We start from the raw sequence: 26,284 nt of genomic DNA, 5'->3' as shown, positions 1-26,284 counted from the left end.
GTTCCAGGGCGCGCGAAGCGCGAGCTTTGATACGCAAATGCACATCAAAGCTCAGCCCTGCGGGCTGCCCCGGAATGACAACGGACTAAATCGCGTTGATATCTTCGCTCTCAAGTATCGGCTTCGGATAGCCATCGCGCGCGACCTTGATCATGACGCGGCCGAGCTGCTCGCTGGTGGTCATGTATTGCGGCGCGGTGCGGGCGAGATACGACAACAGCGGCACGGTCACGACATAGATCGCGTTCACCCAGCCAGTCTTCGACCTGACGCCGTGCAGCGGCCGGATGCCGGTAGCGCTCCGGATCCATGCCGATCGAGGAGACGCCGAGGCAGAAGAAGCAGGCGTCGTATCCCGAAAGCTGCGATTCGATCGCGGAGAAATCCGTGAAATTGTCGTGCAGGACTTCATGCAGCTTGGCGTGCTGCACCCGGGTCGGGCTACGCCCGACCGCGAGCACGCGCTCGACGCCGGCATCGATCAGGCATTCGCGGAGCACGCCCTGCCCGACCATGCCGGTGGCGCCAAACAAAATCGCCTTCATGTCAGGGTGAGCTCCGCTCATCCCTTGATGAACGCTAACAGATCGGCGTTGATGGTGGCCGCTTCGGTGGTCGGCATGCCGTGCGGAAAGCCCTTGTAGGTCTTCAGCGTGCCGTTCTTCAGAAGCTTTGCCGACAATGGCGCGGAGTCCTCGTAAGGAACGATCTGGTCGTCGTCGCCATGCATCACCAGCACCGGCACGGTGATCTTCTTGAGGTCTTCGGTGAAGTCGGTCTGCGAGAAGGCAACGATCCCATCGTAATGCGCCTTGGCGCCGCCCATCATGCCCTGGCGCCACCAGTTCTGAATGATCGCTTCCGAGGATTTGGCGCCCGGCCGGTTGTAGCCATAGAACGGACCCGACGGCAGCGCGCGATAGAATTCCGAGCGGTTGGCGGCAAGCTGCGCCTGCAGGTCGTCGAACACCGATTTGGGCAAGCCGCCGGGATTGGCCGGGGTCTGCACCATCAGTGGCGGCACAGCGCTGAGGATCGCCGCCTTCGCGACCCGGCTCTCGCCGTGGCGGGCGATATAATGCACCACCTCGCCGCCGCCGGTGGAATGGCCGACGTGGACGGCGCTCTTCAGGTCGAGATGCGCCGTCAGCGCCGCGAGGTCGTCGGCATAATGATCCATGTCGTGGCCGTCGGCCACCTGGCTGGACCGGCCATGGCCGCGGCGGTCATGCGCGATGACGCGGAAGCCGTTGTTCACGAAGAACAGCATCTGCGTGTCCCAGTCGTCTGCCGACAGCGGCCAGCCATGGCTGAACACGATCGGCTGACCCTTGCCCCAATCCTTGTAGAAGATATCGACGCCGTCTTTGGTGGTGATGGTGGGCATGGGAATTCTCCTCTTGCTTGGTTGCAGTCAACAGCACGCGGTCCGGCGAACAGGCGTTCCCCGGACCGCAGGCGACATTCGGTGAGGTCCGATCACGCGGGGCGGAAGCGCCGCCACACGCCGATGATCATGACAGCGAAAAACACCAGTGCGATGCCCTGGGCCACCGCGAAGATGGGCCCCGCGGGCGGGTTGCCCGGTGCCAGCGCCATCAGCGCCGGTATCTTGAGGAAGCTCTGGATGACAAGCACGAACACGTTGAAATACAGCGACAGCAGCGCGGTCAGCGCATAGATCCAGCGCCACGGCCCGGCCAGATTCATGGCGTAGAGCGCAATGCAGGCGATCGCCAGCAGCACCAGCGACAGAATGCCGATCATGTGCGACGGCAACAGCTTTTCGGAGAGCAGAGGTGGAATCAGAAAGCCGGTGGCGCTGGTCAGGATCGTGAACAAAAGGAAGATCGCCGTCAGGCCCGGCATCCGCTTCGAGCCGAGCATTCCGAACATCACAATCAGGCCCGCGACGATTGCGATCAAACTGATGACGACATGCACGAGAACAAACGTCGCCACACTCATACCCAAAATCATGATGCGCCCCTCCGTTGGAAACCTTCTAAAGGTTACGACGCAGCACACGAAATTTCCACACGCATCGCGTGCGGCGCCGGCAATGCAGGCATGTGCGTGAATGAAGACACATCAACGAAAGTTGTATGATGCACGAAATATTTGCACTGCCGTCACAAATGACGGCAAAAGCGTCGGTCGAATTTTAGCGATCGAGAAATTCGACCAGCTTGGGAATCACCTGGTCAGGCGCCTCCTCCATCAGCCAATGTCCCCGGCCCTTCACCAGCACGCCCTTCATCCTGCCTTGCTCGATCAGGAACGGACCGGCTGGTTTGGGCAAAGCCATGCAGCAGCACGACGGGATCGCCCTTGCCGGCCACCAGATAGTGCAGCTTGGCACCGTTGACGTCGGCAAATTTGCTCTGAGGCGACTCTGCGAACGAACCGCTCGAAGGGATCAATGCGACCGATAATGCCATCCAGATGCTCGACGCGATGGCGCGCAGCGTTCTCGGTACGCATTGCATGTGAGATTCCTCATTCTTCGTTGAAAGAGGAATCAGTAGTAGCGCGGTATCGGTCCGTTGTGTGGAGTTTTTCGGTGCGACAGGTCGAACAGCACTTCGTCGATGTAGCACCAGCCCCAGCCTTCCGGCGGATCGTAGCCTTCGATCACGGGATGGCCGGTGGCGTGAAAGTGCGCGGTGGCGTGCTTGTTCGGCGAATCGTCGCAGCAGCCGACATGGCCGCAGGTGCGGCAGATCCGCAGATGCAGCCACTCGCTTCCGCTTTTCAGGCACTCCTCGCAACCGAGCGCGCTCGGGGTCACCGTTTGAATGCCGGCGATATGGCTGCAGCCCTTTTTCGTCACCGCTTCACACCTCGCGCGTCTCTAGATATTGGCGCCCGCCCATACGCCGCATCATAACGACGGTTTCACGGCGTCGGCGAGATAGCCATGCAGCGCGGCCACCACCTGCGCGCCCTCGCCGATCGCGCCGCCGACGCGTTTGACCGAGCCGGCGCGCACGTCACCTACCGCGAACACGCCGGGCACCGAAGTTTCCAGCGTCGGCACCGGGCGGCCGAGATTCTGCTCGGACTGCGCCCCCGTCACCACAAAACCCGCGCGGTCGAGCGTTACGCCGCAGCCGTTCAGCCAATGGGTCGCCGGGTCGGCGCCGACGAACAGAAACAGGCTCCGGACATCGAAATGGTGCTGTTCGGGCGCCAGGCGGCTCTTCCAGCGAACGCGTTCGAGCGAGCCATCCTCGCTGCCCTCGACCGCAACCACCTCGGCGTTGAAGATCAGTTCGATATTGGGGGCCGCCTCGATGCGCTCGATCAGATAGCGCGACATGCTGGCCCCCAGCCCGCCGCCGCGGATGATCATATGGACCTTGCGCGCATGGCCGGACAGAAACACCGCGGCCTGGCCTGCCGAATTGCCGCCGCCGACCAATACGACGTCCTGGCCCACGCACAGCTTGGCCTCGATCGGCGAGGCCCAGTACCAGACGCCGCGGCCTTCGAATTTCTCGAGATTCTCGATCTCGGGCCGCCGGTAACGCGCCCCGCTCGCCACCACAATGGATTTGGCGCGCAACGACTGCCCGCATTCGGTCGCCAGCGCAAACACGCCGTCGCGCTGCGAACAATCCAGCGACCTGACACAAACGGGAATCAGCATGTCCGCGCCGAATTTTTGCGCCTGGGTGTAGGCGCGGCCGGTGAGCGCCTGCCCGGAAATGCCGGTCGGAAAGCCCAGATAGTTTTCAATGCGCGCGCTGGCGCCGGCCTGGCCGCCGAACGCCCGCGCATCGAACACGGCGACCGACAACCCTTCGGACGCGGCATAGACCGCGGTGGCGAGACCAGCGGGACCGCTGCCCACGACGGCCACGTCGTAGAGCTTCTCATGCGCCTGGTTGGTGATCATCCCCACCGCCAGCGCCAGCGACGTCTCGGACGGATTGCGCAGCACGGTGCCGTCGGGGCACACCACCAGCGGCAGATCGGCGCGCGAGGGCAAATAGCGCGCGATGAGGTCGGCGGCGTCCTTGTCGGTTGCGGGATCGAGCACGTGGTGCGGCTGGCCGTTGCGCACCAGGAAATTCTGCAGCCGCGCCGTGTCGCCGAGCGAGCCCGGTCCGATCAGCACAGGACCGCCGACGCCGCCCTGGATCAGGCTGACCCGGCGCAGGATCAGCGCGCGCATGATGCGCTCGCCGAGTTCGGCTTCCGCGACCAGAAGCGCGCGCAATTGATCCGGTGGAATCAGCAGCGTTTCGACGTCGCCCTCGGCATAGCCGTCGACCAGCGCGACGCGGCCGGAGAGCTGGCCGATCTCGGCCAGAAACTGCCCCACCCCCTGGTCGATGACCGGGGTGACATGGCCGAGGCCATCGCGCTGGGTGATCGCGACCGTGCCAGACAGCACCACGAACATGCCGGGGCCGACCTTGCCGGTCTCGAACAGGGCTTCGCCGTCCTTGTAGGTCCGAAGCTCCCCGAACCGGCGCATCCGCTCGATTTCAAGCGGCGTCAGTGTCGGGAATGTCTGCTCGTGACGTGGAAACGCGAAAGAATTGGCGCCGGTCGCCGGACCGGCCGTGATGTCTGCACTCATTATCGCCGCCTAAAAAGAAACAGAGCCGTGCAGAGACGAGCCATGCAACGCGGCGAGCGATCAGGATTTTCCCTCTGCGCTGCTGGCTAAGGCTTTTCTCCGCTGGCGTCATCTAGGGAGGCATCGGCGGTTTCGGAAGATGCACCGCCATCGCTGCGCCCGCGAGCCTGCGACTTTCGCCGCTTGAGATTCTCGCGCAACGCCAGCTTCAGCCGGTCCCGTCGTGAATCCTTCACACCCGAGTCGGTTTTTCCCGCAGCCCTGTCTTGATTGTCCTTCATCGTCAGTCCGTCGAACACGCCTTGATCGAAACGACGTCAGCGGACGCCATCGCCGGAAGATGGCGGGGTTCGACCATTCATACTGCAATCATGCGCCCGGCACATCGGGCGATTCGGCCGAACAGCTCTTTCACCGAGGCCGGATCGAGCTGATCGATGCCCTCGAATTCCTCGGAATGCGGCGGTAGGTGCATCGCTGCACCGGACTCAAAATTGCGAAAACAACCCCATGCAAGGTAGGAATGGGCCTTACATCATCCGAAAACGCAAGACCTGGTAGGGCGTGGACCCATGAGAGGCAGCATGCCCGGGATTGGACCGGGCATCACGAGAAATTGGAGCGAGTTGGAGACCAGGCGGCTTACGCCACAAATATTCGACGGCCTGCGCGACCCGCAGTCCGGACGAGATCGGGAACCAGAGTAAGGCCCAAACTTGTCGAATTGCCTGATGTCGCTATCCTCAGCGCCGGTTTTTGACGATTTTGAGCCCTTTCCGGCCCGCCCGCGCGCTTGCGCCAGAGGGGCCCTTGTGGCAAGAACCGGCCGCCTAGTGGGCGGCCATTTGGGTCGATTCCCGATACCGGGCATGCTGCCGTAGCTCAGTGGTAGAGCACTCCATTGGTAATGGAGAGGTCGACAGTTCAATCCTGTCTGGCAGCACCAGTTTTTCCTCTTGACCATCAGCCACAAGGCCTCGGCGCGTCGGGTTTGCGGTGGTCATTCGCTTCCCTCGAAAACGTTGCGATTTCTTGAGCGTCGTCGTGGCCGTCTGCAGGAGCTTATGTAAGGTTGAAAACCATCATGCACGGTGGAGTTTGTCGGCCGACGCAAAATGCGGATGCGCCCCCACGACTTCATGTGGGACGATCCGATCTGTTGCACCGCGTATGATGTCGTAGCATTCACAGGTTGCTTCCTCGAGCCGCGCCCTGTCGATTTCGACCAAGCCCCGTCGAGCGGATCTGATGGCACCTAAGGCGCGGAGTTTGGCAATCACCTGCGTCACGGTCGTTCGTCGGACCCCGAGCAACTGCGAAAGCGTCTCTTGCGTTAATGGTAGGATGTTGTTGTCCTCGGTTCGATCGTGCAGGTGAAGCAGCCAGTGGGCCATGCGGGCCTCGACCGAGTGCAGTCCGTTGCAGGCTGAGACGTGCTGGAACTGCATGAGTATCGACCTCGTGTGCGCCTCGACCACATGTCTGATGGCGCCGCTCTTCATGTAGGCTGCATGAAACCGCGACACGGAGATTTGCGATGCGGTGCCGCCCACCCGCACGACCGCGGTCACCGACGACATGAAAGAGGGTCCCAGCACCGATAATGAGCCGATCGCTCCCTCGCGCCCGATTACCGCAGTTGCGATCGTTTCTCCGTTCGGAAGGCCGAGCATGAAGGAGATGGCACCGCTATGGGGAAAGTAAACATGGTCGCGTCGATCTCCCGCTCGTATCACCACGGCGTTCTGTTCGAGCGACACCTTCTGAAGATGAGGGGCGAGCAGCGCGAGGTCTGCCGGCGGCAACGCGTTGAGAAGACGATTACCGGCGCTCGCCGGAACTCCCATCACGAGAAACTTCCTCCCTCAGACGACGCAGCTTTGCTGGAATGCCTTTGGCAGGAATGTCTTTGGCAGGAATGTCTTCTGCGTTGCGCCGACACCAACTCCACTTTCATCGTGCCGGCTTTGAACGGCGTTCTTGGATACGACACTTGCTGAGTACCCTAACGCGCCGCGCCAGTAAAGGTAAGGCGACCCCTTAATGCGGCGCCGCGAAGCGAAAAAACTCAACGATTTCAGCGGAAGGGTTGCCCCTCAACCCTGTCTGGCAGCGCCGTCCCCTTCCAATGAAATGGCCCGCCTCAGTTGGGAAACCTGCCCGAGATCGCGATCACCTCCGCATGGAGCGTCGGCAGGTGCCGTTCACCCCGCCAGCGCCACTTTCCGGAACGCCCTGACCAGCGCTCCCTCCAGCTTGCCCTCCATGCCGCAGAGGATCTGGTAGGCGTCCTGCCGCGCCATTGGCGGCCGGTATGGCCTGGACTCGACAAGTGCTGCGAAGATATCCGAGATCGTCAGCAACCTGACCAGATCGGAAATCTGCGAGCCCGCCAGTCCATCCGGATAGCCGGAGCCATCGAGATATTCGTGATGATGCCGCACGCCATCAAGAATTTCCGGGCTGATGCCCGCTACGCCCTTTAGCAGATCATGTCCGATCACGGGATGACGCCGGATGATCTCCTCCTCCTCGGGGTCGAGGCGGCCCGGCTTGTCCAGGATCGACAGCGGAATGCGCGCCTTCCCGATGTCGTGGAGGGTCGCCGCGATTCCGAGCCGCGAGACGTCGCCGCCGGAGAACCCGACATCCAGGCCGAAGGCGACCGCAACACCGGTCACCAGCAGGCAGTGCTGAAACGTGCCCTCGTGATAGCGCCGCACCTCGTCGAGCCATGTCGAGAGTCCATCCTGCCCGACACGGGCGATGATCTTCGACGTCGCACGCTTCGCATCGACAAGCTTCAGCGGCCTGCCACGGCGCACATCCGAAAACATCGAGGCGAAGGCTGCCACGCCTTCGCCCATCTGCAATGTCGGATCCGCAGCCTTATCTTCCTCGGCGGCTTCCGCCGCCTCGATCTGCGTGACCTTGAGAATGGCTTCCTTGGGGCGTGAAATGATCGCGGTCGCGCCGAGGGCATAGGCCTGCGCAACCATCGAGCGGGAGAGATTGTGAACGACGAACAGCTTCTCGGGAATGCGGGCGAGGTTTTGCAAAATGACCCTGAGCTGATCGACGCGCGTCATCTGCCGCAGGTCAATGTCGACCATCAGCACGCCATGCGACCTGATCCCGGTGCCGTCGCCGCCCAGCACCCAGGGAACCACGGCGTGTTGCGGTTCGAGCATCGCGCGAATCGCCGGTAACTTCGTCGGTTCGTCTGTGACAAAATAGACGAGCATCCAAAAACTTCCGTACCCGGTACTATTGAGGTATCTGCCCTTTAAAATTGAAGCATTGAAAAGAAAATGAACTCTTTTACTATTGGTTCGGACGACCGAGTTCCGCACTCGGCGCCATCGCATCAAGCATTTTAATCAACATCAAACTTGGCTACCTTGCCGTTAAGCAGCCTCCACGTATAACTACGTACCTCAAACAGGTGAGTACGTCGGTCGTGTTCCGAAGGATCGTCAGACCGAGGGCAACGTCCGTGAATGATCGCCTGTCGTGCCGAAGCGAGCCGGGAACAGAGAGATTGGCGCTGTACGCCCTGGTGCTGTACCCTTTGGTTTCGATCGGCTGCCTGTTCGCCGGCCCGGCGTTCGCGCAGGTCGATCTCGCCGGCGCGACAGCCAAACTCACGCTGCAGGTCGCAACCGACATCCTCGGCGAAAAATGCCGCCGCGTCGAGGCGCCGAACCCCGCATCGTTCGCATCGGTATCGCTGCACCGGACCTTCCACGACGATTTCGACGCGCATCCGCTGCTGGACGCCAGATGGGCGCCGTACTACGCCGGCGGCGCTGCCTGGCCGGAAGCGCGCTATTGGGGCGGCGAGGGCTCCGACTTCAGGCGCAAGAGCACCTACAACGGCGAACAGCAGATCTATGTCGATCCGCGTTATGGCGGGCGGGAAACAACGCCGCTCGGCCTCGATCCGTTCAATGTCAAAGACGGCATTCTCTCAATCACAGCCAGCCGCACCCCGCCTTCGCTCAAGACCGTGCTGTTCGACAATGAATATATCTCGGGCATCCTGACGACGCAGAGCCGGTTTTCCCAGAAGTTCGGCTACTTCGAAATGCGCGCCAAGATACCGGTCGGCGTCGGCGTGTGGCCGGCGTTCTGGATGCTCGCCGATGACGGTGGCTGGCCGCCGGAAGTCGATATCATGGAGGGCCGCGGGCAACGGCCCGGTGACATCGTGATGACGACGCATTGGCGAATACCGGAGACGCAGCGCGTGGAACGCTGCGGGTTTGACTTCATTGTGCCGGACGCTCCGACCGCGTTCCACGACTACGGCGTGCTGTGGCAGCCGGATCGCATCACCTATTTCATCGACCGCCAGCCGGTCTCCGAGATCAAGGTCCCGGTCGGCTTCCACGACCCCATGTACATGATCGTGAACCTTGCGATGGGCACGAAGACTCTCGAGGGCGTGGGGTTCGTCGATGGCGAATCTCCCAATATTGTCGCATTCGAGATCGACCGGATATCCGCCTATCAAATCGACGAACGCTGACCGGAGATGACGATGTTCGGAAAATTCTCGCGTCGGCATTTTGCAAAGCTTGCAGGCTTGTCTGCGCTCGGCATCGCCGCGGCGCCGGCCGACGTCGCCGCGCAAGCGGCACCCGAGCGGCCGGGGCCTGCGAGTTTTCCAAAAGACTTCTTGTGGGGCACCGCCACCTCGGCCTACCAGATCGAGGGCGCCGTGAACGCAGACGGCCGCGGCCGCTCGATCTGGGACACGTTCGCGCATACTCCCGGCAAGATCGGGGACGGTACCACGGGCGATTTCGCCAACGATCACTACCACCGCTACAAGGAAGACGTCGGCCTGATCCGCGAGCTCGGCGCAAAGGCCTACCGGTTTTCGATCGCGTGGCCGCGGGTGTTTCCGGACGGAACGGGCAAGCCGAACCCCAAGGGCCTCGACTTCTACGACCGCCTCATCGACGAGTTGCTGAAGCAGGGCATCGAGCCATACGCGACGCTGTATCACTGGGATCTGCCGCAAGCGCTCGAGGACAAAGTGGGCGGCTGGCGATCCAGCGAAACGTCAAAGGCATTCGGCGATTATGCCGCCCACGTGGCAGCGCGTATCACTGATCGCGTCAGGTCGATCTTCACGATCAACGAAGCCGGAAGGTTCGTGAATTTCGGCTATGGATGGGGCATCGATGCCCCCGGCCTCAAACTGCCGGACGCAGACGTCAATCAGGTCCGCCACCATGTGGCGCTGGCGCACGGCCTCGCCGTGCAGGCGATCCGCGCGCACGGGCGCGCGGGCACCAGAGTGGGTCCGGCCGAAAACATCGCGGCTTGCGTGCCGGCATTCGACACACCCGAAAACGTTCGCGCCGCCGAGACGGCGACGCGCGAATTGAACTCAGGCCTCCTCGGCGTCATCCTGGAGGGCAGATACACCGACGGATTTCTTCAGTTCGCGGGCAACAATGCGCCGAAATTTACCGCCGAAGAACTCAAGATCATTTCCTCACCCAATGATTTCGTCGGCCTCAACATCTACGCGCCGCAGTTCTACATCGCCGCTTCCGACAAGGCGCCGGGCTGGCACGTGCTGCCGTTCCCGGCCTCGTTCCCGCATATGGATTCGGAATGGCTGCGCGTCGGACCGGAGACGATCTACTGGGCGCCGCGGCTGGCGGCGAAGGTCTGGAATATCAAGACGATCTACATCAGCGAGAACGGCACCTCGTCGGAGGACAAGCTGCGCGCCGACGGCCAGGTCTACGACCTCGATCGCATCATGTACCTGCGCAATTATCTCAGGCAGTTGCAGCGCGCGACGTCGGAGGGCGTGCCGGTCCGCGGCTATTTCCTCTGGAGCCTGATGGATAATTTCGAATGGATCTTCGGCTATAAGCAGCGCTTCGGGCTTTATCACGTCGACTTCGAGACGCAGCGCCGGACGCCGAAACTGAGCGTCGCCTTCTATCGCGACGTCGTCGCGCGGAATGCGATCGGCGTCTGAATACTTCAATACCGCGCGGCTTGCCGCAGCGGCGCCGCGATCTCGCCGATGGAGCGCGACTTGCCGTCGATGGCCACAGTCGTGACCGGTTGCTGCGCCAGCTTGCGCGATGATTCGTGACCCATGAATACACCTGCCGCGGCGAACAGCAGCACGACATAAAGTGCGAACATGCCGCCGACCCATTTCCAGTAGATCTGGCGGGCCTCGGGGGTAAGGCTCTCGAGTAATTGGCGCATGGTTGCCTCCTCATCAGGAAACCTTATGCATTGCGTATAGCCCCGACCCTCGAAGCCGTATGTGACGTACTTCACAGATGTCGATTTGAGACGGAGAAGCCGTGACCGGAGCGGAATTGAAGAAACTTCGCCAGCATCTCGGTGAGGCCATCGGCCAGCCGCTGTCGGTGGCCGACATGGCCAAACTCTGCGGGCTGCCGGCTGCCGATGGCGCCGACACCATCCGCCGATGGGAGGTCACCGGGCCGACCGGGCCTGTGGCGGAGCTGCTGCGCATCCTGGCGATGGCCAGCGACCACTATCCGATCCTCGAAATGTTCAACGTGTTCGACCGCCACGACGTCCCGGTGAAGGACCGCCCCGCCCGCCGGCAGGCCTTCCGCGAACAGATGCGCGGCGACGTGCGACGCCGCATTGGTTAAGCAAAGCTTGCCGGGAGGCCCGAACGGGCCTGAAAATTAAGCCTTTCCTAACCTTTGATTAGGCCTTCATTAAGTACAAAAAACGTTTGTCTGCCAATGGGTTGGGTTCGTATCCGCTGTCGCTTCCAAGTGACAGCATTTTAGTCAAATGCCGTCTATGTGCGTGGGCATGGAAGGCGCCCCGCACGAGGGTGTCGCCGAACGGTTTTCGGAGACCAACATAATGAAGAAGATCCTCGCAGCCCTCGTGGCCTTCGCAGCCCTCACCGCCGCCGCGCCCGCCACCGGCGCCGATCTCGGCGCGCGCCCCTACTACAACAAGGCGCCGGTCTATGCGGCGCCGCTCTACAACTGGACCGGCTTCTACATCGGCGGCCATGTTGGCGGCGCCTTCAGCGGCAGCAACGACTTCAACGGCGCCGTTCTGAGCGATTCCAGCGCCCGCGTGCTCGGCGGCATTCAGGCCGGCCTGGATTGGCAGTTCGCGCAGAACTGGGTGCTCGGCACCGAGGGCCAGTATTCCTGGCTCGGCAAGAGCAATCTCACCGCCACCTTCCCCGGCGGCTACGTCTATACCAACGATCAGCGCGGCCTCGGCTCGATCACGGCCCGCATCGGCTACACCTGGGGTCCGGGCCTGGTCTATGTCAAAGGCGGTTACGCCTATTCCGACAACAACGAGAGGGTGACGCTGGGCGGCGTTCCGACCGCCTTCCTGCTCAATGGCAACCACAGCAACGGCTGGACCGTCGGCACCGGCCTCGAGTACATGGTCGCCCCGAACTGGTCGGTCAAAGGCGAGTACATGTATTACGACTTCGGCAGCACCCGCTTCGTGACCCCCGCCGCGCTGGCGCCGTTCGGAAGCTTCCACACCGACGACCACACCCTGAAGCTCGGCGTTAATTATCGCTTCAACTTCGCAAGCCCGGTGGTTGCACGCTACTGAACGCATTCAACTGCGAATTGCGGAAGGCCGGCTTTCACGCCGGCCTTTTTGTTTTTGGCCAACGTCTTTCCGGTTCACGGAAAAAATCCATCAAAGCGAGCAATCCGCTGTCAAAAATGCGGCGAAAGCCCTTCCGGTTCCAAACTTGTTAACCGGGTACCGTGATACTGCCGCGAGGAAACACCTCAAGGTAGCGTAGACGGGACAGCGGGAAAATGTCGGCACGATCCAAATCACGGCTCAAGGGTTTTCGCTTCGGCGTCAGGGGCAGTCTGTTTGCCGCCTTCGCCGTCATCGCCGGCATGGCGATCGTCATCTCCGCCGGCGCCGGCCTGATGCTCGGACGGCTCGGCGGGACCATGGTCGATCTGAGCGGACGGGATATCCCCCGTCTCGCCGCCAGCCTGCAGCTATCCGCGCAGAGCGCGAGCCTCGCCAGCCAGGGGCCGGCGCTGCTGGCTGCGCGCAGCGAGGAGGCGCTGAACGATCGCACCAGGAAAATGAAGGAAACCCAGGCGGTCGCGCTGCAGAAGCTCGGCGAGATCGTCGAACTCGGTGCCGACAAGGCGGTCGTTGCGGCGCTCACCGAGAACATGAAGAACATCGATGAGGTGATCAAGAGCCTCGGCTCGGCCGCGCGCGCGCGGCTCGAACTGGGCGCCCAGCACGAAAAGCTCTACGACGCGGTGCGCAAGGCCCAGCGGCGCTTCGTGGCCGCGGCCGGCCCTGCAGCCATCGACGCGCAGACCGAGCTCTACAGCATCTACGCGGCCCCCAACTTCTCGCAGGCCGAAGCCATCCGGGCACACAAAACCGCCGACCAGCTCGCCGATATCGCCGCCAGCGGCAATCTCATGGCGTTCGACATGATCGCCGCGCTTTCGACCACCAGCGGCGATGTGCTCGAAGCCACCGCCCGGGACTTCCGCACCGCGCAGGCGCGCGTGAAGTCGAATCTCGAAGCGCTGCCCAAGACCACGGCGATGCGGTCCGTTCAAAACACAACCTTGAGCCTGCTGGCGCTTGCCGACGGCAAGATGGGCGTCTTCAAGGTCCGCCAGCAGGAACTGGATGCGGACGATTACGGCCAGACCATTCTGGAGGAAACCCGCAAGCTCAATGTCGGCCTCGGCATCAGCGTGCAGCAACTGGTCGACGCCGTGCAGAAGGAAACCGACGCCGCGGCCTGGCAGGCGCGTCAGGAGATCTCGTTCGGGACCATGGTCATGCTCGCCCTCGGCGTCATGACGCTGGTCGGTTCGATCCTGTTCGTCTGGCTCTATGTCGGCCGCAACATCCTGCGGCGGATCAGCAACCTGCAGCGCTCGATGCAATTGCTGTCCAGCGGCGACCTCGAATCGGAGGTCTATCAAAGCCACCAGGAGGACGAGATCGGCGCCATGGTGGATTCGCTGCAGGTGTTCCGCGAGAGCATGATCCAGACCCGCGCGCTCTCCGCCGAGCAGGACAAGGATCGCATCGCCAAGGCCGAGCGCGCCAACCGCATGGAAGCGCGCATCGTCGAGTTCGAATCCACCGTTCGCACCGCGCTCGACAGCCTGTCGTCCGCGGCTGGCTCGATGCAATCGACCGCGCAAAGCATGTCGGCGACCGCCGATCAATCGAGCGCACTGGTGACCGCGGTGGCGACCGCCGCCGAGCAGACTTCGGCCAACGTGCAGACCGTGTCGTCGGGCACCGAGGAATTGTCCTCCTCGATCGAGGAAATCGGCCGCCAGGTCATCACCTCGGCGGAGATCGCCCGCAAGGCGGTCGACGACGCCGGCGCGACCGATGCCACCATGCAGGGGCTTGCGGACAACGCCGCCCGGATCAGCGTGGTGGTCGATCTGATCCAGACCATCGCCTCGCAGACCAACCTCTTGGCGCTGAACGCCACCATCGAAGCCGCGCGCGCCGGCGATGCCGGACGGGGATTCGCCGTGGTCGCTTCCGAGGTGAAGAGCCTTGCCAACCAGACCGCGAAGGCCACCGACGAGATCCGTCAGCAGATCGTCAGCATGCAGACGGTGACGACGACGGCAGTCTCCGCGATCAGGAACATCAGCACCACGATCGCCGAGATCAACGAGGTGACCACCGCGATCGCCGCCGCGGTCGAGGAGCAGGGTGCGGCGACGCGCGAAATCGCGCGCAACATCCAGCACGCCGCCGGCGGCACCAGCGAAGTCTCCACCAACATCGTCGGCGTCTCCAGCGCCTCGTCGCAGGCCGGAACCGCGGCCGGCCAGGTGCTGACCGCCTCCGGCGCGCTGCGCCGCGAGGCCGACGTGCTGCGTGAGGAAATCGACGCGTTCCTGTCGAACATCCGGGCGGCGTAGAAAAACAACGTCATTCCGGGGCTATGCGAAGCATAGAACCCGGAATCTCGAGATTCCCCGGTGTGCAACCGCACACCTGAGGTTCGCATCTTCGATGCGCCCCGGAATGACGGCCACCCGCTTTTTCGGCTGGCGCGGCGCCGCCTCTGCCGCTAAGCCGGTAGCATGCATTCGAAAACCGACATCGCGCAGTCCTCGGCCGAGGCACTGCGATACCCCTTCGAAAACCACCCCGGCCACGATCAGGTCGTCGAGGTGGTGCCCGGCGTGCTTTGGGTCCGCCTGAAGCTGCCGTTCCGGCTCAATCACGTGAACATCTATCTGCTGGCCGATGGCGACGGCTGGGCGATGATCGATTCCGGATTCGGCAATGAGGAATCCATTGCGGCCTGGACCACCCTGTTCGAGGGGCCGCTCCGGCATGTGAAGGTGACGCGGCTGATCGTCACCCATTCGCATCCCGATCACGTCGGCCTCGCCGGGTGGATCACGGAGCGCTTCGACTGCCCGCTGCAGATGTCGCAGGTCGAATACCTGCAATCGGTCTATCACCAGAACCGCGGCACCGAGGAGCGCCGCAACGCGCAGCGGCTGTTCTTCCGCCGGCACGGCATGGATGAAAGCCTGACCGACCGATTGCTCGGCCGCGGCCAGGATTATTTGAAGCGGGTTTCGGTGCTGCCGCCGTCCTATCGCCGCATCTCGCATGGCGACGAGGTCGTGATCGGCGCCCGCCGCTTCAAGGTGATCACCGGCGGCGGCCACGCGCTCGACCAGGTGATGCTGTATTGCGCCGCCGACAAATTGTTCCTCTCCGCCGACCAGGTGCTGAGCAAGATCTCGCCCAATGTCAGCGTCTGGGCGGTCGAGCCCGACCAGAACTCGCTCGGCGAATATCTGGCCTCGCTGGCGAGCCTGACCACCACGCTGCCCTACGACGTCATGGTGCTACCCGGTCACGGCGTGCCGTTCTACGGGCTGAAGACCCGCATCAAGCAACTCGCCGACCATCACGAGGACCGCTGCCGCCTGATCGCCGAAGCCTGCCGGGAAGTGCCGCAGACTTCCAAGGAACTCGTGCCGGTCGTGTTCCACAAGCATGTGCTCGACGAGCACCAGATGGGCTTTGCCGCAGGCGAACTGGTCGCGCATGTCAACTACATGCTGGTCGAGGGCCGGCTGACCTGCGAGGTCAGCGACGGCATATTGCGGTTCCGCACCACCTGAACGGCCCGGCCTGCGCTGCCGCCTTGGGTAGCTAGTTGAGAGCGGACGCTTCGCGGCGTTGCCGGGCCATGATCAGCGCGTCGACGTCAGGCGACCGCACCACCGTCCCGTCATGGGCGAAGGTCTCGTGGTTGGCCTCGATCGTGCCGGGGTCGTAGAGGTAATTGACCATGATGCCGAAGGATTCCTCGATGCCGCGCGGCGCGGCATTGCCGAGCCAGTTGATGCGCTCCAGCCGCGCGCCATTGCCGAGATGGAAGCGCGCGACCGGATCGATCGGCGGCTTCGATGCGACGGGTCGCGTCAGATAGGCCGCACAATGGTGCATCAGCCAGGGACGCAGCGCCTCGCTCCGCGACGCGTCGCGCCACCACCCGTCAATCTTGAGTTCGGCCAATGCCGCAGCATCGGCCGCGCTCGCATCCGCCAGCGTGCCCGTCAGCCAGCGTCGAAAGCCCGGCACCGGCGACAGGGTGGAGAAGCGGGTCAAATGCGGCAGCTCGGCCTTTAATTCCTCCACCACCTGCTTGATCAGGAAATTGCCGAACGAAACGCCGCGCAGGCCGTCCTGGCAGTTCGAGATCGAATAAAAGATCGCCGTGTCCGCGCGCTGCGCCCGCTGCCGCGCGGCATCGTCGTCGCCGTCCTGGACCAGCAGCGGCTGCACCGCTCCGGCGAGCCCCTGCACCAGCGCGACTTCAACAAAGATCAGCGGCTCGCCCGGCAGTGCCGGATGAAAGAAGGCAAAGCAGCGCCGATCGGGCGCGAGGCGCCGGCGCAGATCATCCCAGCCCTGAATCTCGTGCACCGCCTCATAGGCGATGAGCTTGTCGAGCAGCGCCGCCGGCGACTGCCAGTCGATCCGCCGCAGTTCGAGAAAGCCGCGGTTGAACCAGGATGCGAACAGATGCTTGAGATCGCCGTCCAGCGACTTCAGGGCCGGCTCGTCGCGGAGATGCGCCGTCAGCTCCTTGCGCATGGCGACCAGCGCGCCGGTGCCGCCGGTTGCCATGTTCATTCGCCGCAACAGCTCCTGCCGCGGCGGATCGGCTGCTTGCGCCAGCCGCGCCGCGCTCTCGGCCGTGGCGCCGGCAAGATAGGCTTGCGCGGCCGCCCGCAACGCGGCCGCGTCGGGCAGGAAGTTGGTGGCGAGATGGCGGTGGAAACGACTGCGATCGTCGGCATCGAGGCCCCGCAGGACGTCGTGCAGTTCGCGCGCAACCACCGCGCCGGAAGCTTCGCCGCGTTCGGACAGCAAGGCTGCCGCGAGCCGCTTCGCCTGATCGAGCGGCGCGATGGCATCGGGCGCCGATCCGGCGTCGGCGCTGCCGCGCAGGCCGAGCGAAATCCGAAGCCGCTCCAGCCAGGACGACCCTGATTGTACGTCGCGAAAATGGCTGGTTCGGGCGTTCTTCATGACGTTTATCCTTCTGCGGAATGGAGCGCCGGCTTCGCCTGGACGTCGGCCGTTGCGGGCGTCGCGACTGACGGCCGAAGGAATTTCGCCGGCGGCGCGTAAAGACCGCCGGAGCAGGCGACGAGATCGTCGAGCGTCTGCGCGGCGAGCAGATCGCGCGTTGCCGTCGTGGCGTCGATGCCGAGATCGGACGGTCGCATCACGATGCCGCGCCTGCGCAAATCCTCGGTCATTTCGGCCGACCGCGCGCGCCCGAATTCGGTGTCACCGGCAATGGCGCGCAGCGCTGCCGCGCGTTCCGCCACTGAGCGGCAAAGCAGGAGATTTGCGACGCCTTCCTCGGTGATCACATGGGTGACGTCATCGCCGTAGATCATCACCGGCGGCAATGCGAAGCCCGCGGCCGCCGCCAGGTCGAACGCATCCAGCCGTTCGACAAAGCTCGGCGCGCCATTCGGCTGCCGGGTCTGGACCATCTGCACCACAAGCTTGCGCCCGCGGATGGTTTCGCCGGCCTCCCTGCCCGCGCGCAACCAGGCCGGACTGTCATGCCGCCGTCCGCGCGCATCGGCGCCCATATTTGGCGCGCCGCCGAAACCGGTGATCCGGTCCTTTGTCGCCGTGGAGCTGTTGCCCTCGGCGTCGATCTGCAGGGTGCCGCCGATGAAGAGGTCGCAGGCATATTGCCCGGCGACCTGGGCCAGCGCGCGGTTCGAACGCAAATTGCCGTCACTGCCCACCGGAAACACGTCGGCACGCGCCGACATGTATCGCTCCATGCCGAGCTCGGAGCCGAAGCAATAGACGTTGTCGACGAAGCCGGCCTCGATCGCGGGGATCAGCGTTGGGTGCGGATTGAGCACGAAGTGTCTTGCGACCTTCCCCTTTAATCCACGCGCCGCGGCGAAGGTCGGAAGGATCAATTCGATCGCCGCCGTGGCGTAACCGATGCCGTGATTGAGCCGCTGTACTTCGTAGGGCTCATAGACGGCGGCAATCGCCATCATCGCCATCAGGATGTTCTGGTCGCGGACCTTTGCGGGATCGCGCGTGAACAGCGGCTCGATGAGGTATGGCTTTGGGCCCGGGACGACGAAGTCGACCCAATCGCCGGGAATGTCGACCCGCGGCAAGCGATCGACGATCTCATTGACCTGTGCCACCACGATCCCGCCACGGAAGGCGGTCGCCTCGGTGATGACAGGCGTGTCCTCGGTATTCGGCCCCGTGTAGAGGTTGCCGTCGCGGTCGGCCTTGTCGGCCACGATCAGCGCAACGCGCGGCGTCAGGTCGACCAGCATCCGCCCGTAAAGTTCGAGATAGGTGTGGATCGCGCCCATCTTGAGCGAACCCGTCGCGACCAGTTCGGCGAGCTTGCGGCTTTGCGGGCCGGCAAAGGCAAAGTCGAGCCGGCTGGCGATGCCGCGCTCGAACACCGCGAGGTGATCGGGCAAGGCCAGCACCGACTGCACCATGTGAAGATCATGCAGCCGCGCAGGATCGGCCTTGGCGAGTGCGGCAGCGAGAAAATCGGCCTGCTTCTGATTATCCCCTTCGACCGCGACGCGGTCGAAGGGCTCGATGACGGCCTCAAGCAGCGTCGTGGCGCGATCGGGCGGACAGACTTTTCCGTCGCCGCAGACCGATTGAGCCCTGCGCAAGCGATCGCCGCGGTTTGTCGATCTCGGGGTTGGTTGTTGTGACATCGTGAGCCCTTCCATGGTCCGGGATACCGATGACTAACGGTAGGGGCGGGATATTGATTATAGAAACGATATTTTATAATATGATTGATCGCAAAGCATAATCAGTTGGCCATGCTCGAATTCGACCTCCTCCGCACCTTCGTCGCAGTCGCCGATTGCGGCGGCTTCCACCGTGCCGCCGAGCAGCTCCACCTCACGCAGTCGACGGTAAGCCAGCAGATCAAGCGCCTCGAACTCGAGACCAGGCGGCCGCTGTTCCGCCGCACCACGCGGACGGTCGCGCTGACCGACGACGGCGAGATGCTGCTGGATGACGCGCGGCGGTTGCTGCAGCTCGAAGAAGCGGCGCGGCGTCGCCTCCACGCCCCGCAACTATCCGGCATGGTACGCCTGGGCGCGGTCGAGGAAGTTGCCAGCGGTTCGCTGCCGCCCGCGCTCGGCCGCTTCGCCAAATTGCATCCGCACGTGAAGCTCGAGGTGCAGATCGGCGTCAGTTCCGAACTGATCGGAGAGCTCGACGCCGGGCGGCTCGACGTGGTGCTGGCCAAGCGTCCGCTCGGCACATCACGCGGACGTCTTGCATGGCGCGAGCCGCTGTTGTGGACCGCCGCAGACACCTTTGAATTCGCTGCTGGCGCGCCGTTGCCGCTGGCGCTGTATCGCGAGCATTCGGTGTCGCGCGAGGCCGCACTTCAAGCGCTGCGCACCAGCGATCTTTCCTGGGAGATCGTCTACACTAGCCCCAGCCTGACCGGTGTCCGCGCCGCGGGCCTGGCCGGCCTTGCCGTTACACCGCTGCCGGTGAGCGCCATCGTCGGCGGCTTACGCGTCCTCGGCGCCGCGGAGGGCCTGCCGCGCCTTCCGGACCTCGAATTCGCGATCTTTGAACGGGACCGGCCCGCTGCCGCGGCGGCGGCACTGGCGGCAACGCTGGCATCTCTGGCGCCGGTTGCAGAGCAACCCGTTCCCAGGACCAGGAAGCGCAACTAGCGCCTTGATCCCGATCAACATTTGCGCTGCGTTGGTAGCATCCCGGAGCCGCGCCGAAATGTGGGAATTCGCATAGACACCAAAGCTGGAAAGGCTCTAAAAAGGCGCGAAGCCAATCCGGCCGGTTCCGGTTCCAGGTCCTTGTGATGGATTACAGTAAATTTTTCAGTGCCGCCCTCAACCGCCTGCATGACGAGCGGCGCTACCGCGTTTTCGCCGACCTCGAACGGATCGCGGGCCGCTTCCCGCATGCGGTCTGGCACTCGCCAAAAGGCCCGCGCAATGTCGTGATCTGGTGCTCCAACGACTATCTCGGCATGGGCCAGCACCCGAAGGTGGTCGGCGCCATGGTCGAGACCGCCACGAGAGTTGGCACCGGCGCCGGCGGCACCCGCAACATCGCGGGCACCCATCATCCGCTGGTGCAACTCGAACAGGAACTGGCCGACCTGCACGGCAAGCAGGCTTCGCTGCTGTTCACCTCCGGCTACGTTTCGAACCAGACCGGCATCTCGACGATCGCAAAACTCATTCCGAACTGCCTCATTCTGTCTGACGCGCTGAACCACAATTCGATGATCGAAGGCGTGCGCCAGGCCGGCTGCGAGCGGCAGATTTTCCGCCACAATGACCTCGCGCATCTCGAAGAGCTGCTGATCGCGGCGGGTCCCGAGCGGCCGAAGCTGATCGCCTGCGAGAGCCTGTATTCGATGGACGGCGACGTAGCCCCGCTCGCAAAGATCTGCGATCTCGCCGAGAAATACGGCGCCATGACCTATGTAGACGAGGTCCATGCGGTCGGCATGTACGGCCCGCGCGGCGGCGGCATTGCCGAGCGCGACGGCGTCATGCATCGCATCGACGTGCTGGAAGGCACGCTCGCCAAGGCCTTCGGCTGCCTCGGCGGCTACATCGCCGGCAATGCCGAGATCATCGACGCGGTCCGCTCGTACGCACCGGGCTTCATCTTCACGACGGCGCTGCCGCCCGCGATCTGTTCGGCCGCAACGGCCGCGATCCGCCACCTCAAGACCTCGAACTGGGAGCGCGAGCGCCACCAGGACCGCGCCGCCCGGGTCAAGGCGATCCTCAACGCCGCAGGCCTCCCCGTGATGTCGAACGAAACCCACATCGTGCCGCTGTTCGTCGGCGATCCCGAGAAGTGCAAGCAGGCCTCCGACATGCTGCTGGAGGAGCACGGCATCTATATCCAGCCGATCAACTATCCGACGGTTGCCAAGGGAACCGAGCGCTTAAGGATCACGCCCTCGCCCTACCACGATGACGGCCTGATCGACGGGCTCGCCGAAGCGCTGCTGCAGGTCTGGGACCGGCTCGGACTGCCCGTGAAGCAGAAATCGCTCGCGGCCGAGTAACCCTACCCCTCCAAACCTTCGCAAATTGGGCCGGTAACGCGGTGCGCTGCCGGCCCAAAGCGCTTATACTCGCCTCTTCCGGCCCCGGCGGTTTCGAACGCCCCAAGGCCGGGAAGGGAGACAAGCAGCGATGCTGCACGACTGGGGCGTAATCGCCGCCGCGTTCGCCTATATCGGCCTGTTGTTTGGCGTCGCCAGCTATGGCGACCGGCTGTCGCCGGGTCAGCGCGGCCGCGCCGGCATGCTGATCTATCCGCTGTCGCTGGCGATCTACTGCACTTCCTGGACCTTCTTCGGCTCGGTCGGTTTCGCCACCCGCACCAGCATCGACTTCCTCGCGATCTATGTCGGCCCGATCCTGATGATCGGGCTTTGCACGCCGTTATTGCGGCGCGTGATCCAGCTCGCCAAGTCGCAGAACATCACCTCGATCGCCGACTTCATCGCGGCGCGCTACGGCAAGAGCCAGGCTGTCGCCGCCACGGTGGCTGTCATCGCGATCTTCGGATCGGTGCCTTACATCGCGCTGCAGCTCAAGGCGGTGGCGTCCTCGCTGGAAACGATCCTGAGCGAGGACAAGCTGTTCTCCTCGATGCCGATCATCGGCGACATCGCGCTGGTCGTGACACTGGCGATGGCGGCATTCGCGGTGCTGTTCGGCACCCGCCAGACCGACGCCACCGAGCACCAGCACGGCCTGATGCTGGCGATCGCCACCGAATCCATCGTCAAGCTGGTGGCCTTCCTCGCCGCCGGCGCCTTTGTCACCTTCTGGATGTTCACGCCCGTCGAGCTGATCGAACGCGCAATGAAGACCCCGGAGGCGGTGCGCGCCATCAACTATGTGCCGTCGATCGGCAATTTCCTCACCATGACGCTGCTGTCGTTCTGCGCGATCATGCTGCTGCCGCGGCAGTTTCACGTCAGCGTGGTCGAGAACTCCAGCCCCGAGGAAGTCAGCCGCGCCCGCTGGCTGTTTCCGCTCTATCTGATCGCCATCAACCTGTTCGTGATTCCGATCGCGCTCGCCGGCCTCGTCACCTTCCCGTTCGGCGCCGTGGACAGCGACATGTACGTATTGGCGCTGCCGATCGAGGCGGATTCCCCGCTGCTGAGCATTGCTGTCTTCGTCGGCGGTCTGTCGGCCGCGACCGCGATGGTGATCGTGGAGTGCGTCGCGCTCTCCATCATGGTCTCCAACGACATCGTCTTGCCGCTCGTGCTGCAGCGCAGCCCGGCGACGCGCGACGGCAGCAAGGATTTCGGCGACTTCCTGCTCAGGATCCGGCGCTTTGCGATCTTCGCCATCATGGTGATGGCGTATTTCTACTATCGCGCGCTCGGCAATGCGCAGTTGGCGGCGATCGGCCTATTGTCGTTTGCAGCGCTCGCCCAGCTGGCGCCGGCCTTCTTCGGCGGCCTGTTCTGGCGCAAGGGAACCGCCCGCGGCGCCATGACCGGCATGCTGATCGGCTTCGCGGTGTGGGCCTATACGCTGTTCCTGCCGAGCTTCCTGGAGGGCAATCCCACCGGCCTGCTGCTGCTGCAACACGGACCGTTCGGCATCGAGGCGCTGCGTCCGCGGGCATTGTTCGGCGCCGATCTGCCGCCGCTGATGCACGGCGTGCTCTGGTCGCTCTCGCTCAACATCCTGACCTACATCGTGATGTCGATCGCGCAACGGCCGTCGTCGATCGAACGGCTGCAGGCGGATCTGTTCGTACCCAACACGCTGACGCCGATCGCGCCGACGTTCCGGCGCTGGCGGACGACCGTTACCGTGCAGGACATCCAGACCACGGTGGCGCAATATCTCGGCCCCGAGCGCGCTGCCCAGGCCTTCGAGGCCTTTGCCGCCGGCCGTCCCGGCAATCTCGATCTGGCCGCGCCCGCCGATTTCGAATTGCTGCAACACGCCGAACGCCTGATCGCCTCCTCGATCGGGGCCGCCTCCTCGCGCCTCGTGATGTCGCTGTTGCTGCGCAAGCGCACCGTCTCCGCCAAGGCCGCGCTGAAGCTGCTCGACGATTCCCACGCCGCGCTGCATTTCAACCGCGAGATCCTGCAGACCGCGCTGAACCATGTGCGCCAGGGCATCGCGGTGTTCGATGCGGATTTGCAGTTGATCTGCTCGAACGCCCAGTTCGGTGAAATTCTGGCGCTGCCGCCGCATCTCGTTCAGCTCGGCATCCCCTTGCAGGAAATCCTCGAATTCATGGGCGCCGTCAGCCCGGCCGACTTCAGCGACCCCGACGGGTTGCTGCAGCGGCGGCTGGATGCCTACACCACCGAGGGCGAGCCCTATCTGGAGCGCCTGCCCGACCGCCACATGGTGATCGAGGTCCGCTCCAACCGGATGCCGGGCGGTGGCTTCGTCGTTACCTTCTCCGACGTCACGCCGAGTTTCGAGGCCGCCGAAGCGTTGGAACGCGCCAATGCGACGCTGGAAAAGCGTGTCCGCGACCGCACCGAGGAGCTCACCCGTCTGAATTCCGAACTGGCGCAAGCCAAGAGCACCGCCGAGGACGCCAACATCTCGAAAACGCGATTCCTGGCAGCCGCCAGCCACGACATCCTGCAGCCGCTCAACGCGGCGCGGCTCTATGTGACGAGCCTCGTCGAGCGGCAGAACGGCGGCGAGGATTCGCGCCTGGTGGAGAACATCGACGACTCGCTGGAGGCGATCGAGGAAATCCTCGGCGCGCTACTGGACATCTCGCGGCTCGATGCGGGAGCGATGACGACCTCGATCTCAAGCTTCAAGATGGCCGACCTGATGCGCTCGCTCGAGATTGAGTTCGCGCCGATCGCCCGCGCCAAGGGGCTGGAGCTGACCTTCGTGCCCTGCTCGCTGCCGGTGCAATCCGACCGCTCGCTGCTGCGCCGGCTGCTGCAGAATTTCATCTCGAACGCCATCAAATACACCCCGCGCGGGCGCGTGCTGGTCGGCTGCCGCCGCCACGGACAATCGCTGCAGATCGCGGTCTACGACACCGGTGTCGGCATTCCCGTGACCAAGCGCAGCGAGATCTTCAAGGAATTCCATCGCCTCGAGCAAGGCGCGCGGATCGCCCGCGGCCTCGGCCTCGGCCTGTCGATCGTCGAGCGGCTGGCGCGCGTGCTCAACCACGGGATCGCGATCGATGCCAATGTCAGCGGCGGCTCGGTGTTTTCGGTGACCGTGCCGGTCGCCAAGGCGATCGACCACACCGCCGCGGTCACCAGCGCGACGCCGCTCTCCAAAACGCCGATAAGCGGCGCGCTGGTCGTCTGCATCGAGAACGACCCGGCGATCCTCGACGGCATGAAGACGCTGCTGACGGCGTGGGATGCCGAGGTGATCGCGGTGACCGACCCCGAGGCCGCGATCGCGGCGATCGAATCCTCCGGCAGCAGCGTGACCGGCCTTCTGGTCGACTACCATCTCGACCGCGGCAACGGCGTCGCCGCGATCCGCGAGATCCGCCGCCGCTTCGGCGAAAACATTCCCGCGATTCTGATTACCGCAGATCGCAGCCCCAATGTGCGGGCGGCCGCGCGCGAGGAGAACATCGCGATCCTCAACAAGCCGGTCAAGCCGGCGTCGCTGCGCGCTTTGCTCGGCCAGTGGCGGGCGCAACAGCTGGTGGCGGCGGAGTAGCTGTTCCGCCTTCGCTGGACGTCACCAGCTCATTGTCCCTTCGACCAGCCTGATCAATTCCGGGTCGTCGAAGGCTTTGGCCGTGCAGACGGCGCCCGCAGCGACCAGATCGCCATGCCCAAGGCTCGTTCGCATTCCAATCGTCGCAATGCCTGCGCCGGAGGCTGACTGAATCCCGGAGCGGGAATCCTCGAACGCAAGAGACAGGTCGGGCGCGGCGCTTACCGCGCGCAGGCCTTCCAGATAAGGCATCGGATGCGGCTTGCCGTGCGCAAGTTCGTCGCCAAGGATGACAGCCTTGAACCGGTGCATGATCCCCAGCCCGGAAAGCATCATTTCCGCATTCAGGCGAGGTGCGTTCGTCACCGCCACCATGGGGACGCTTGCACGATCCGCGCGGTCGAGCAGTTTCATCAGACCCGGTAACGGCTGAATTTGCCCCGATGCGAGCTTGCGGAAGGCCTCTTCCTTTTCCGCCATGATAGCCGCCTGGCGCTCCGGCGAATGACCCGGCAGAAACCGTTCGCTGATCGAAGTATTGGAAAACCCCATCAGCTCTTTCGACGCTCGGTCGCGATCGAACACATGGCCGTGCGACGCGAACACTTGATTGAACGCTTTCAGATGAAGCGCATCGGTGTCGGCCAGTGTGCCGTCGATGTCGAACAGCAGCGCTTTCCCGAATCCCGGCATGCGTGCTGCTACGTCGTCGGCGTGCCCTGGCGCCACGGGCCGCCGGAGATCTTCGCCGCCGCGATCACGGCCTGCGTGCGGCTCTCGACGCCGAGCTTCTGCAGGATCGCCGAGACATGCGCCTTGATGGTCGCTTCCGACACCCCGAGCTCATAGGCGATCTGCTTGTTGAGCAGGCCCTCCGACAGCATCATCAGCACCCGCACCTGTTGTGGCGTCAGCGTCACCAGCCGGTCGCGCAACCGCGCCATGTCGGGATCGTCGGCAGAGGTGAGATCGGTGTCCGGCGGAACCCAGACGTCGCCCTCCATCACCTTCAAGATGGCGTCGCGCAGGGTTTCGACGCCGAAGCGCTTGGGAATGAAGCCGGAGGCGCCGAAATCCAGCGAGCGTCGGATCGTGCCGGCATCGTCGCTCGCGGACACGATCACCACCGGAATAGCCGGATACTGCGCGCGCAGATAGATCAGGCCGGAGAATCCCGAGATCCCCGGCATGGTGAGATCGAGCAGGATCAAATCGACGTCGGAATCCCGTTCCAGCAGCGCGGTGAGATCGTCGAACGATCCGGCCTCGCTGACGACGGCCGACGCCACCACACTGCCCACCGCCTGCCGCAAAGCATCGCGGAATAGCGGGTGGTCATCGGCAATGACGAGATGGGTATTGGCAGCGGCGGTCATTC

At 63.8% G+C, this 26,284-nt stretch carries 22 protein-coding genes, 1 tRNA gene and 1 pseudogene; 10 read left to right on the top strand and 14 right to left on the bottom strand.

Going from position 1 to position 26,284, the window contains the following annotated elements:
- Positions 1 to 85: 85 nt before the first annotated feature.
- The 7 genes and pseudogenes from V1286_RS38725 to V1286_RS38695 all read right to left on the bottom strand — a co-directional run bounded on the left by V1286_RS38725 (position 86) and on the right by V1286_RS38695 (position 4,890).
- Positions 86 to 545 (bottom strand): annotated as a pseudogene (locus V1286_RS38725) (NAD(P)H-binding protein).
- Between the two features lie 17 nt (positions 546 to 562).
- The gene (locus V1286_RS38720) at positions 563 to 1,387 is read right to left on the bottom strand and encodes an alpha/beta fold hydrolase (RefSeq protein ID WP_334489433.1); all 825 of its coding nucleotides are present in this window, start codon (positions 1,385 to 1,387) and stop codon (positions 563 to 565) included.
- 92 nt (positions 1,388 to 1,479) lie between these two features.
- Complete coding sequence (locus tag V1286_RS38715) at positions 1,480 to 1,980, bottom strand: hypothetical protein (RefSeq protein ID WP_334489431.1); 501 nt, start codon at positions 1,978 to 1,980, stop codon at positions 1,480 to 1,482.
- Positions 1,981 to 2,164: 184 nt separating this feature from the next.
- On the bottom strand, positions 2,165 to 2,308 hold the full coding sequence (locus tag V1286_RS38710) for an alpha/beta fold hydrolase (RefSeq protein ID WP_334489428.1): 144 nt from the start codon (positions 2,306 to 2,308) through the stop codon (positions 2,165 to 2,167).
- Positions 2,309 to 2,521: 213 nt separating this feature from the next.
- Positions 2,522 to 2,833 carry a UBP-type zinc finger domain-containing protein gene (locus tag V1286_RS38705; protein WP_334489426.1) on the bottom strand — a complete coding sequence of 104 codons (312 nt, stop codon included), beginning with the start codon at positions 2,831 to 2,833 and terminating at the stop codon, positions 2,522 to 2,524.
- A 51-nt stretch (positions 2,834 to 2,884) separates the two neighbouring features.
- A complete protein-coding gene (locus tag V1286_RS38700) occupies positions 2,885 to 4,591 on the bottom strand; it encodes an FAD-dependent oxidoreductase (protein WP_334489424.1) in 1,707 nt (568 codons plus the stop codon).
- Between the two features lie 86 nt (positions 4,592 to 4,677).
- Entirely contained in the window at positions 4,678 to 4,890 is a 213-nt protein-coding gene (locus tag V1286_RS38695) for a hypothetical protein (protein ID WP_417021233.1), read from the bottom strand.
- Between the two features lie 572 nt (positions 4,891 to 5,462).
- Between V1286_RS38695 and V1286_RS38690 the strand changes: the two genes are divergently transcribed.
- Positions 5,463 to 5,537 (top strand) — tRNA-Thr (locus tag V1286_RS38690).
- A gap of 136 nt (positions 5,538 to 5,673) precedes the next feature.
- Here V1286_RS38690 and V1286_RS38685 read toward each other — a convergent pair.
- The gene (locus V1286_RS38685; RefSeq protein WP_334490239.1) at positions 5,674 to 6,438 is read right to left on the bottom strand and encodes a Crp/Fnr family transcriptional regulator; all 765 of its coding nucleotides are present in this window, start codon (positions 6,436 to 6,438) and stop codon (positions 5,674 to 5,676) included.
- 357 nt (positions 6,439 to 6,795) lie between these two features.
- Positions 6,796 to 7,836 carry an HD-GYP domain-containing protein gene (locus V1286_RS38680; protein WP_334489421.1) on the bottom strand — a complete coding sequence of 347 codons (1,041 nt, stop codon included), beginning with the start codon at positions 7,834 to 7,836 and terminating at the stop codon, positions 6,796 to 6,798.
- A 296-nt stretch (positions 7,837 to 8,132) separates the two neighbouring features.
- Here V1286_RS38680 and V1286_RS38675 point away from each other — a divergent pair, with 296 nt between their 5' ends.
- Together V1286_RS38675 and V1286_RS38670 are read left to right on the top strand one after the other, a co-directional pair.
- Complete coding sequence (locus V1286_RS38675; RefSeq protein WP_417021232.1) at positions 8,133 to 9,122, top strand: glycoside hydrolase family 16 protein; 990 nt, start codon at positions 8,133 to 8,135, stop codon at positions 9,120 to 9,122.
- Positions 9,123 to 9,134: 12 nt separating this feature from the next.
- Entirely contained in the window at positions 9,135 to 10,598 is a 1,464-nt protein-coding gene (locus V1286_RS38670) for a GH1 family beta-glucosidase (protein WP_334489418.1), read from the top strand.
- 5 nt (positions 10,599 to 10,603) lie between these two features.
- Here the strand turns inward: V1286_RS38670 and V1286_RS38665 are convergent, their stop codons facing one another.
- Entirely contained in the window at positions 10,604 to 10,837 is a 234-nt protein-coding gene (locus V1286_RS38665; RefSeq protein ID WP_334489415.1) for a hypothetical protein, read from the bottom strand.
- Positions 10,838 to 10,938: 101 nt separating this feature from the next.
- Between V1286_RS38665 and V1286_RS38660 the strand changes: the two genes are divergently transcribed.
- The 4 genes from V1286_RS38660 to V1286_RS38645 all read left to right on the top strand — a co-directional run bounded on the left by V1286_RS38660 (position 10,939) and on the right by V1286_RS38645 (position 15,777).
- Entirely contained in the window at positions 10,939 to 11,259 is a 321-nt protein-coding gene (locus V1286_RS38660; protein WP_108514432.1) for a helix-turn-helix domain-containing protein, read from the top strand.
- 223 nt (positions 11,260 to 11,482) lie between these two features.
- Positions 11,483 to 12,208 carry an outer membrane protein gene (locus tag V1286_RS38655; RefSeq protein ID WP_334489411.1) on the top strand — a complete coding sequence of 242 codons (726 nt, stop codon included), beginning with the start codon at positions 11,483 to 11,485 and terminating at the stop codon, positions 12,206 to 12,208.
- 215 nt (positions 12,209 to 12,423) lie between these two features.
- Positions 12,424 to 14,550: a methyl-accepting chemotaxis protein gene (locus tag V1286_RS38650; RefSeq protein WP_334489408.1), complete on the top strand. Its 2,127-nt coding sequence runs from the start codon at positions 12,424 to 12,426 to the stop codon at positions 14,548 to 14,550.
- A gap of 165 nt (positions 14,551 to 14,715) precedes the next feature.
- Positions 14,716 to 15,777, top strand: coding sequence for an MBL fold metallo-hydrolase (locus V1286_RS38645; RefSeq protein WP_334489405.1), 1,062 nt, complete (start codon positions 14,716 to 14,718; stop codon positions 15,775 to 15,777).
- A 31-nt stretch (positions 15,778 to 15,808) separates the two neighbouring features.
- On the opposite strand, the gene V1286_RS38640 is transcribed toward V1286_RS38645, so the two are convergent.
- Entirely contained in the window at positions 15,809 to 17,194 is a 1,386-nt protein-coding gene (locus V1286_RS38640; protein WP_334489402.1) for a malonyl-CoA decarboxylase, read from the bottom strand.
- Between the two features lie 5 nt (positions 17,195 to 17,199).
- Positions 17,200 to 18,900 (bottom strand): malonate decarboxylase subunit alpha, encoded by a 1,701-nt coding sequence (mdcA, locus tag V1286_RS38635; protein WP_334489400.1) that lies wholly within the window; start codon positions 18,898 to 18,900, stop codon positions 17,200 to 17,202.
- Positions 18,901 to 19,011: 111 nt separating this feature from the next.
- Between mdcA and V1286_RS38630 the strand changes: the two genes are divergently transcribed.
- From V1286_RS38630 to V1286_RS38620, 3 genes are all read left to right on the top strand, one after another.
- On the top strand, positions 19,012 to 19,890 hold the full coding sequence (locus V1286_RS38630; RefSeq protein ID WP_334489397.1) for a LysR substrate-binding domain-containing protein: 879 nt from the start codon (positions 19,012 to 19,014) through the stop codon (positions 19,888 to 19,890).
- A gap of 146 nt (positions 19,891 to 20,036) precedes the next feature.
- The gene (gene hemA, locus V1286_RS38625) at positions 20,037 to 21,266 is read left to right on the top strand and encodes a 5-aminolevulinate synthase (protein ID WP_334489394.1); all 1,230 of its coding nucleotides are present in this window, start codon (positions 20,037 to 20,039) and stop codon (positions 21,264 to 21,266) included.
- Positions 21,267 to 21,396: 130 nt separating this feature from the next.
- A complete protein-coding gene (locus tag V1286_RS38620; RefSeq protein ID WP_334489392.1) occupies positions 21,397 to 24,906 on the top strand; it encodes a PAS domain-containing hybrid sensor histidine kinase/response regulator in 3,510 nt (1,169 codons plus the stop codon).
- Between the two features lie 21 nt (positions 24,907 to 24,927).
- Here V1286_RS38620 and V1286_RS38615 read toward each other — a convergent pair whose 3' ends face one another.
- Complete coding sequence (locus V1286_RS38615) at positions 24,928 to 25,599, bottom strand: HAD family hydrolase (protein WP_334489390.1); 672 nt, start codon at positions 25,597 to 25,599, stop codon at positions 24,928 to 24,930.
- A gap of 8 nt (positions 25,600 to 25,607) precedes the next feature.
- Entirely contained in the window at positions 25,608 to 26,282 is a 675-nt protein-coding gene (locus tag V1286_RS38610) for a response regulator transcription factor (protein ID WP_334489388.1), read from the bottom strand.
- Positions 26,283 to 26,284 lie beyond the last annotated feature (2 nt).

It is taken from the genome of Bradyrhizobium algeriense (assembly GCF_036924595.1).
In the GTDB taxonomy this organism is placed as follows: Bacteria; Pseudomonadota; Alphaproteobacteria; order Rhizobiales; family Xanthobacteraceae; genus Bradyrhizobium; species Bradyrhizobium algeriense.
The sequence above is the reverse complement of the archived record's forward strand: the minus strand, read 5'-3'. Positions and strand labels throughout refer to the sequence as shown.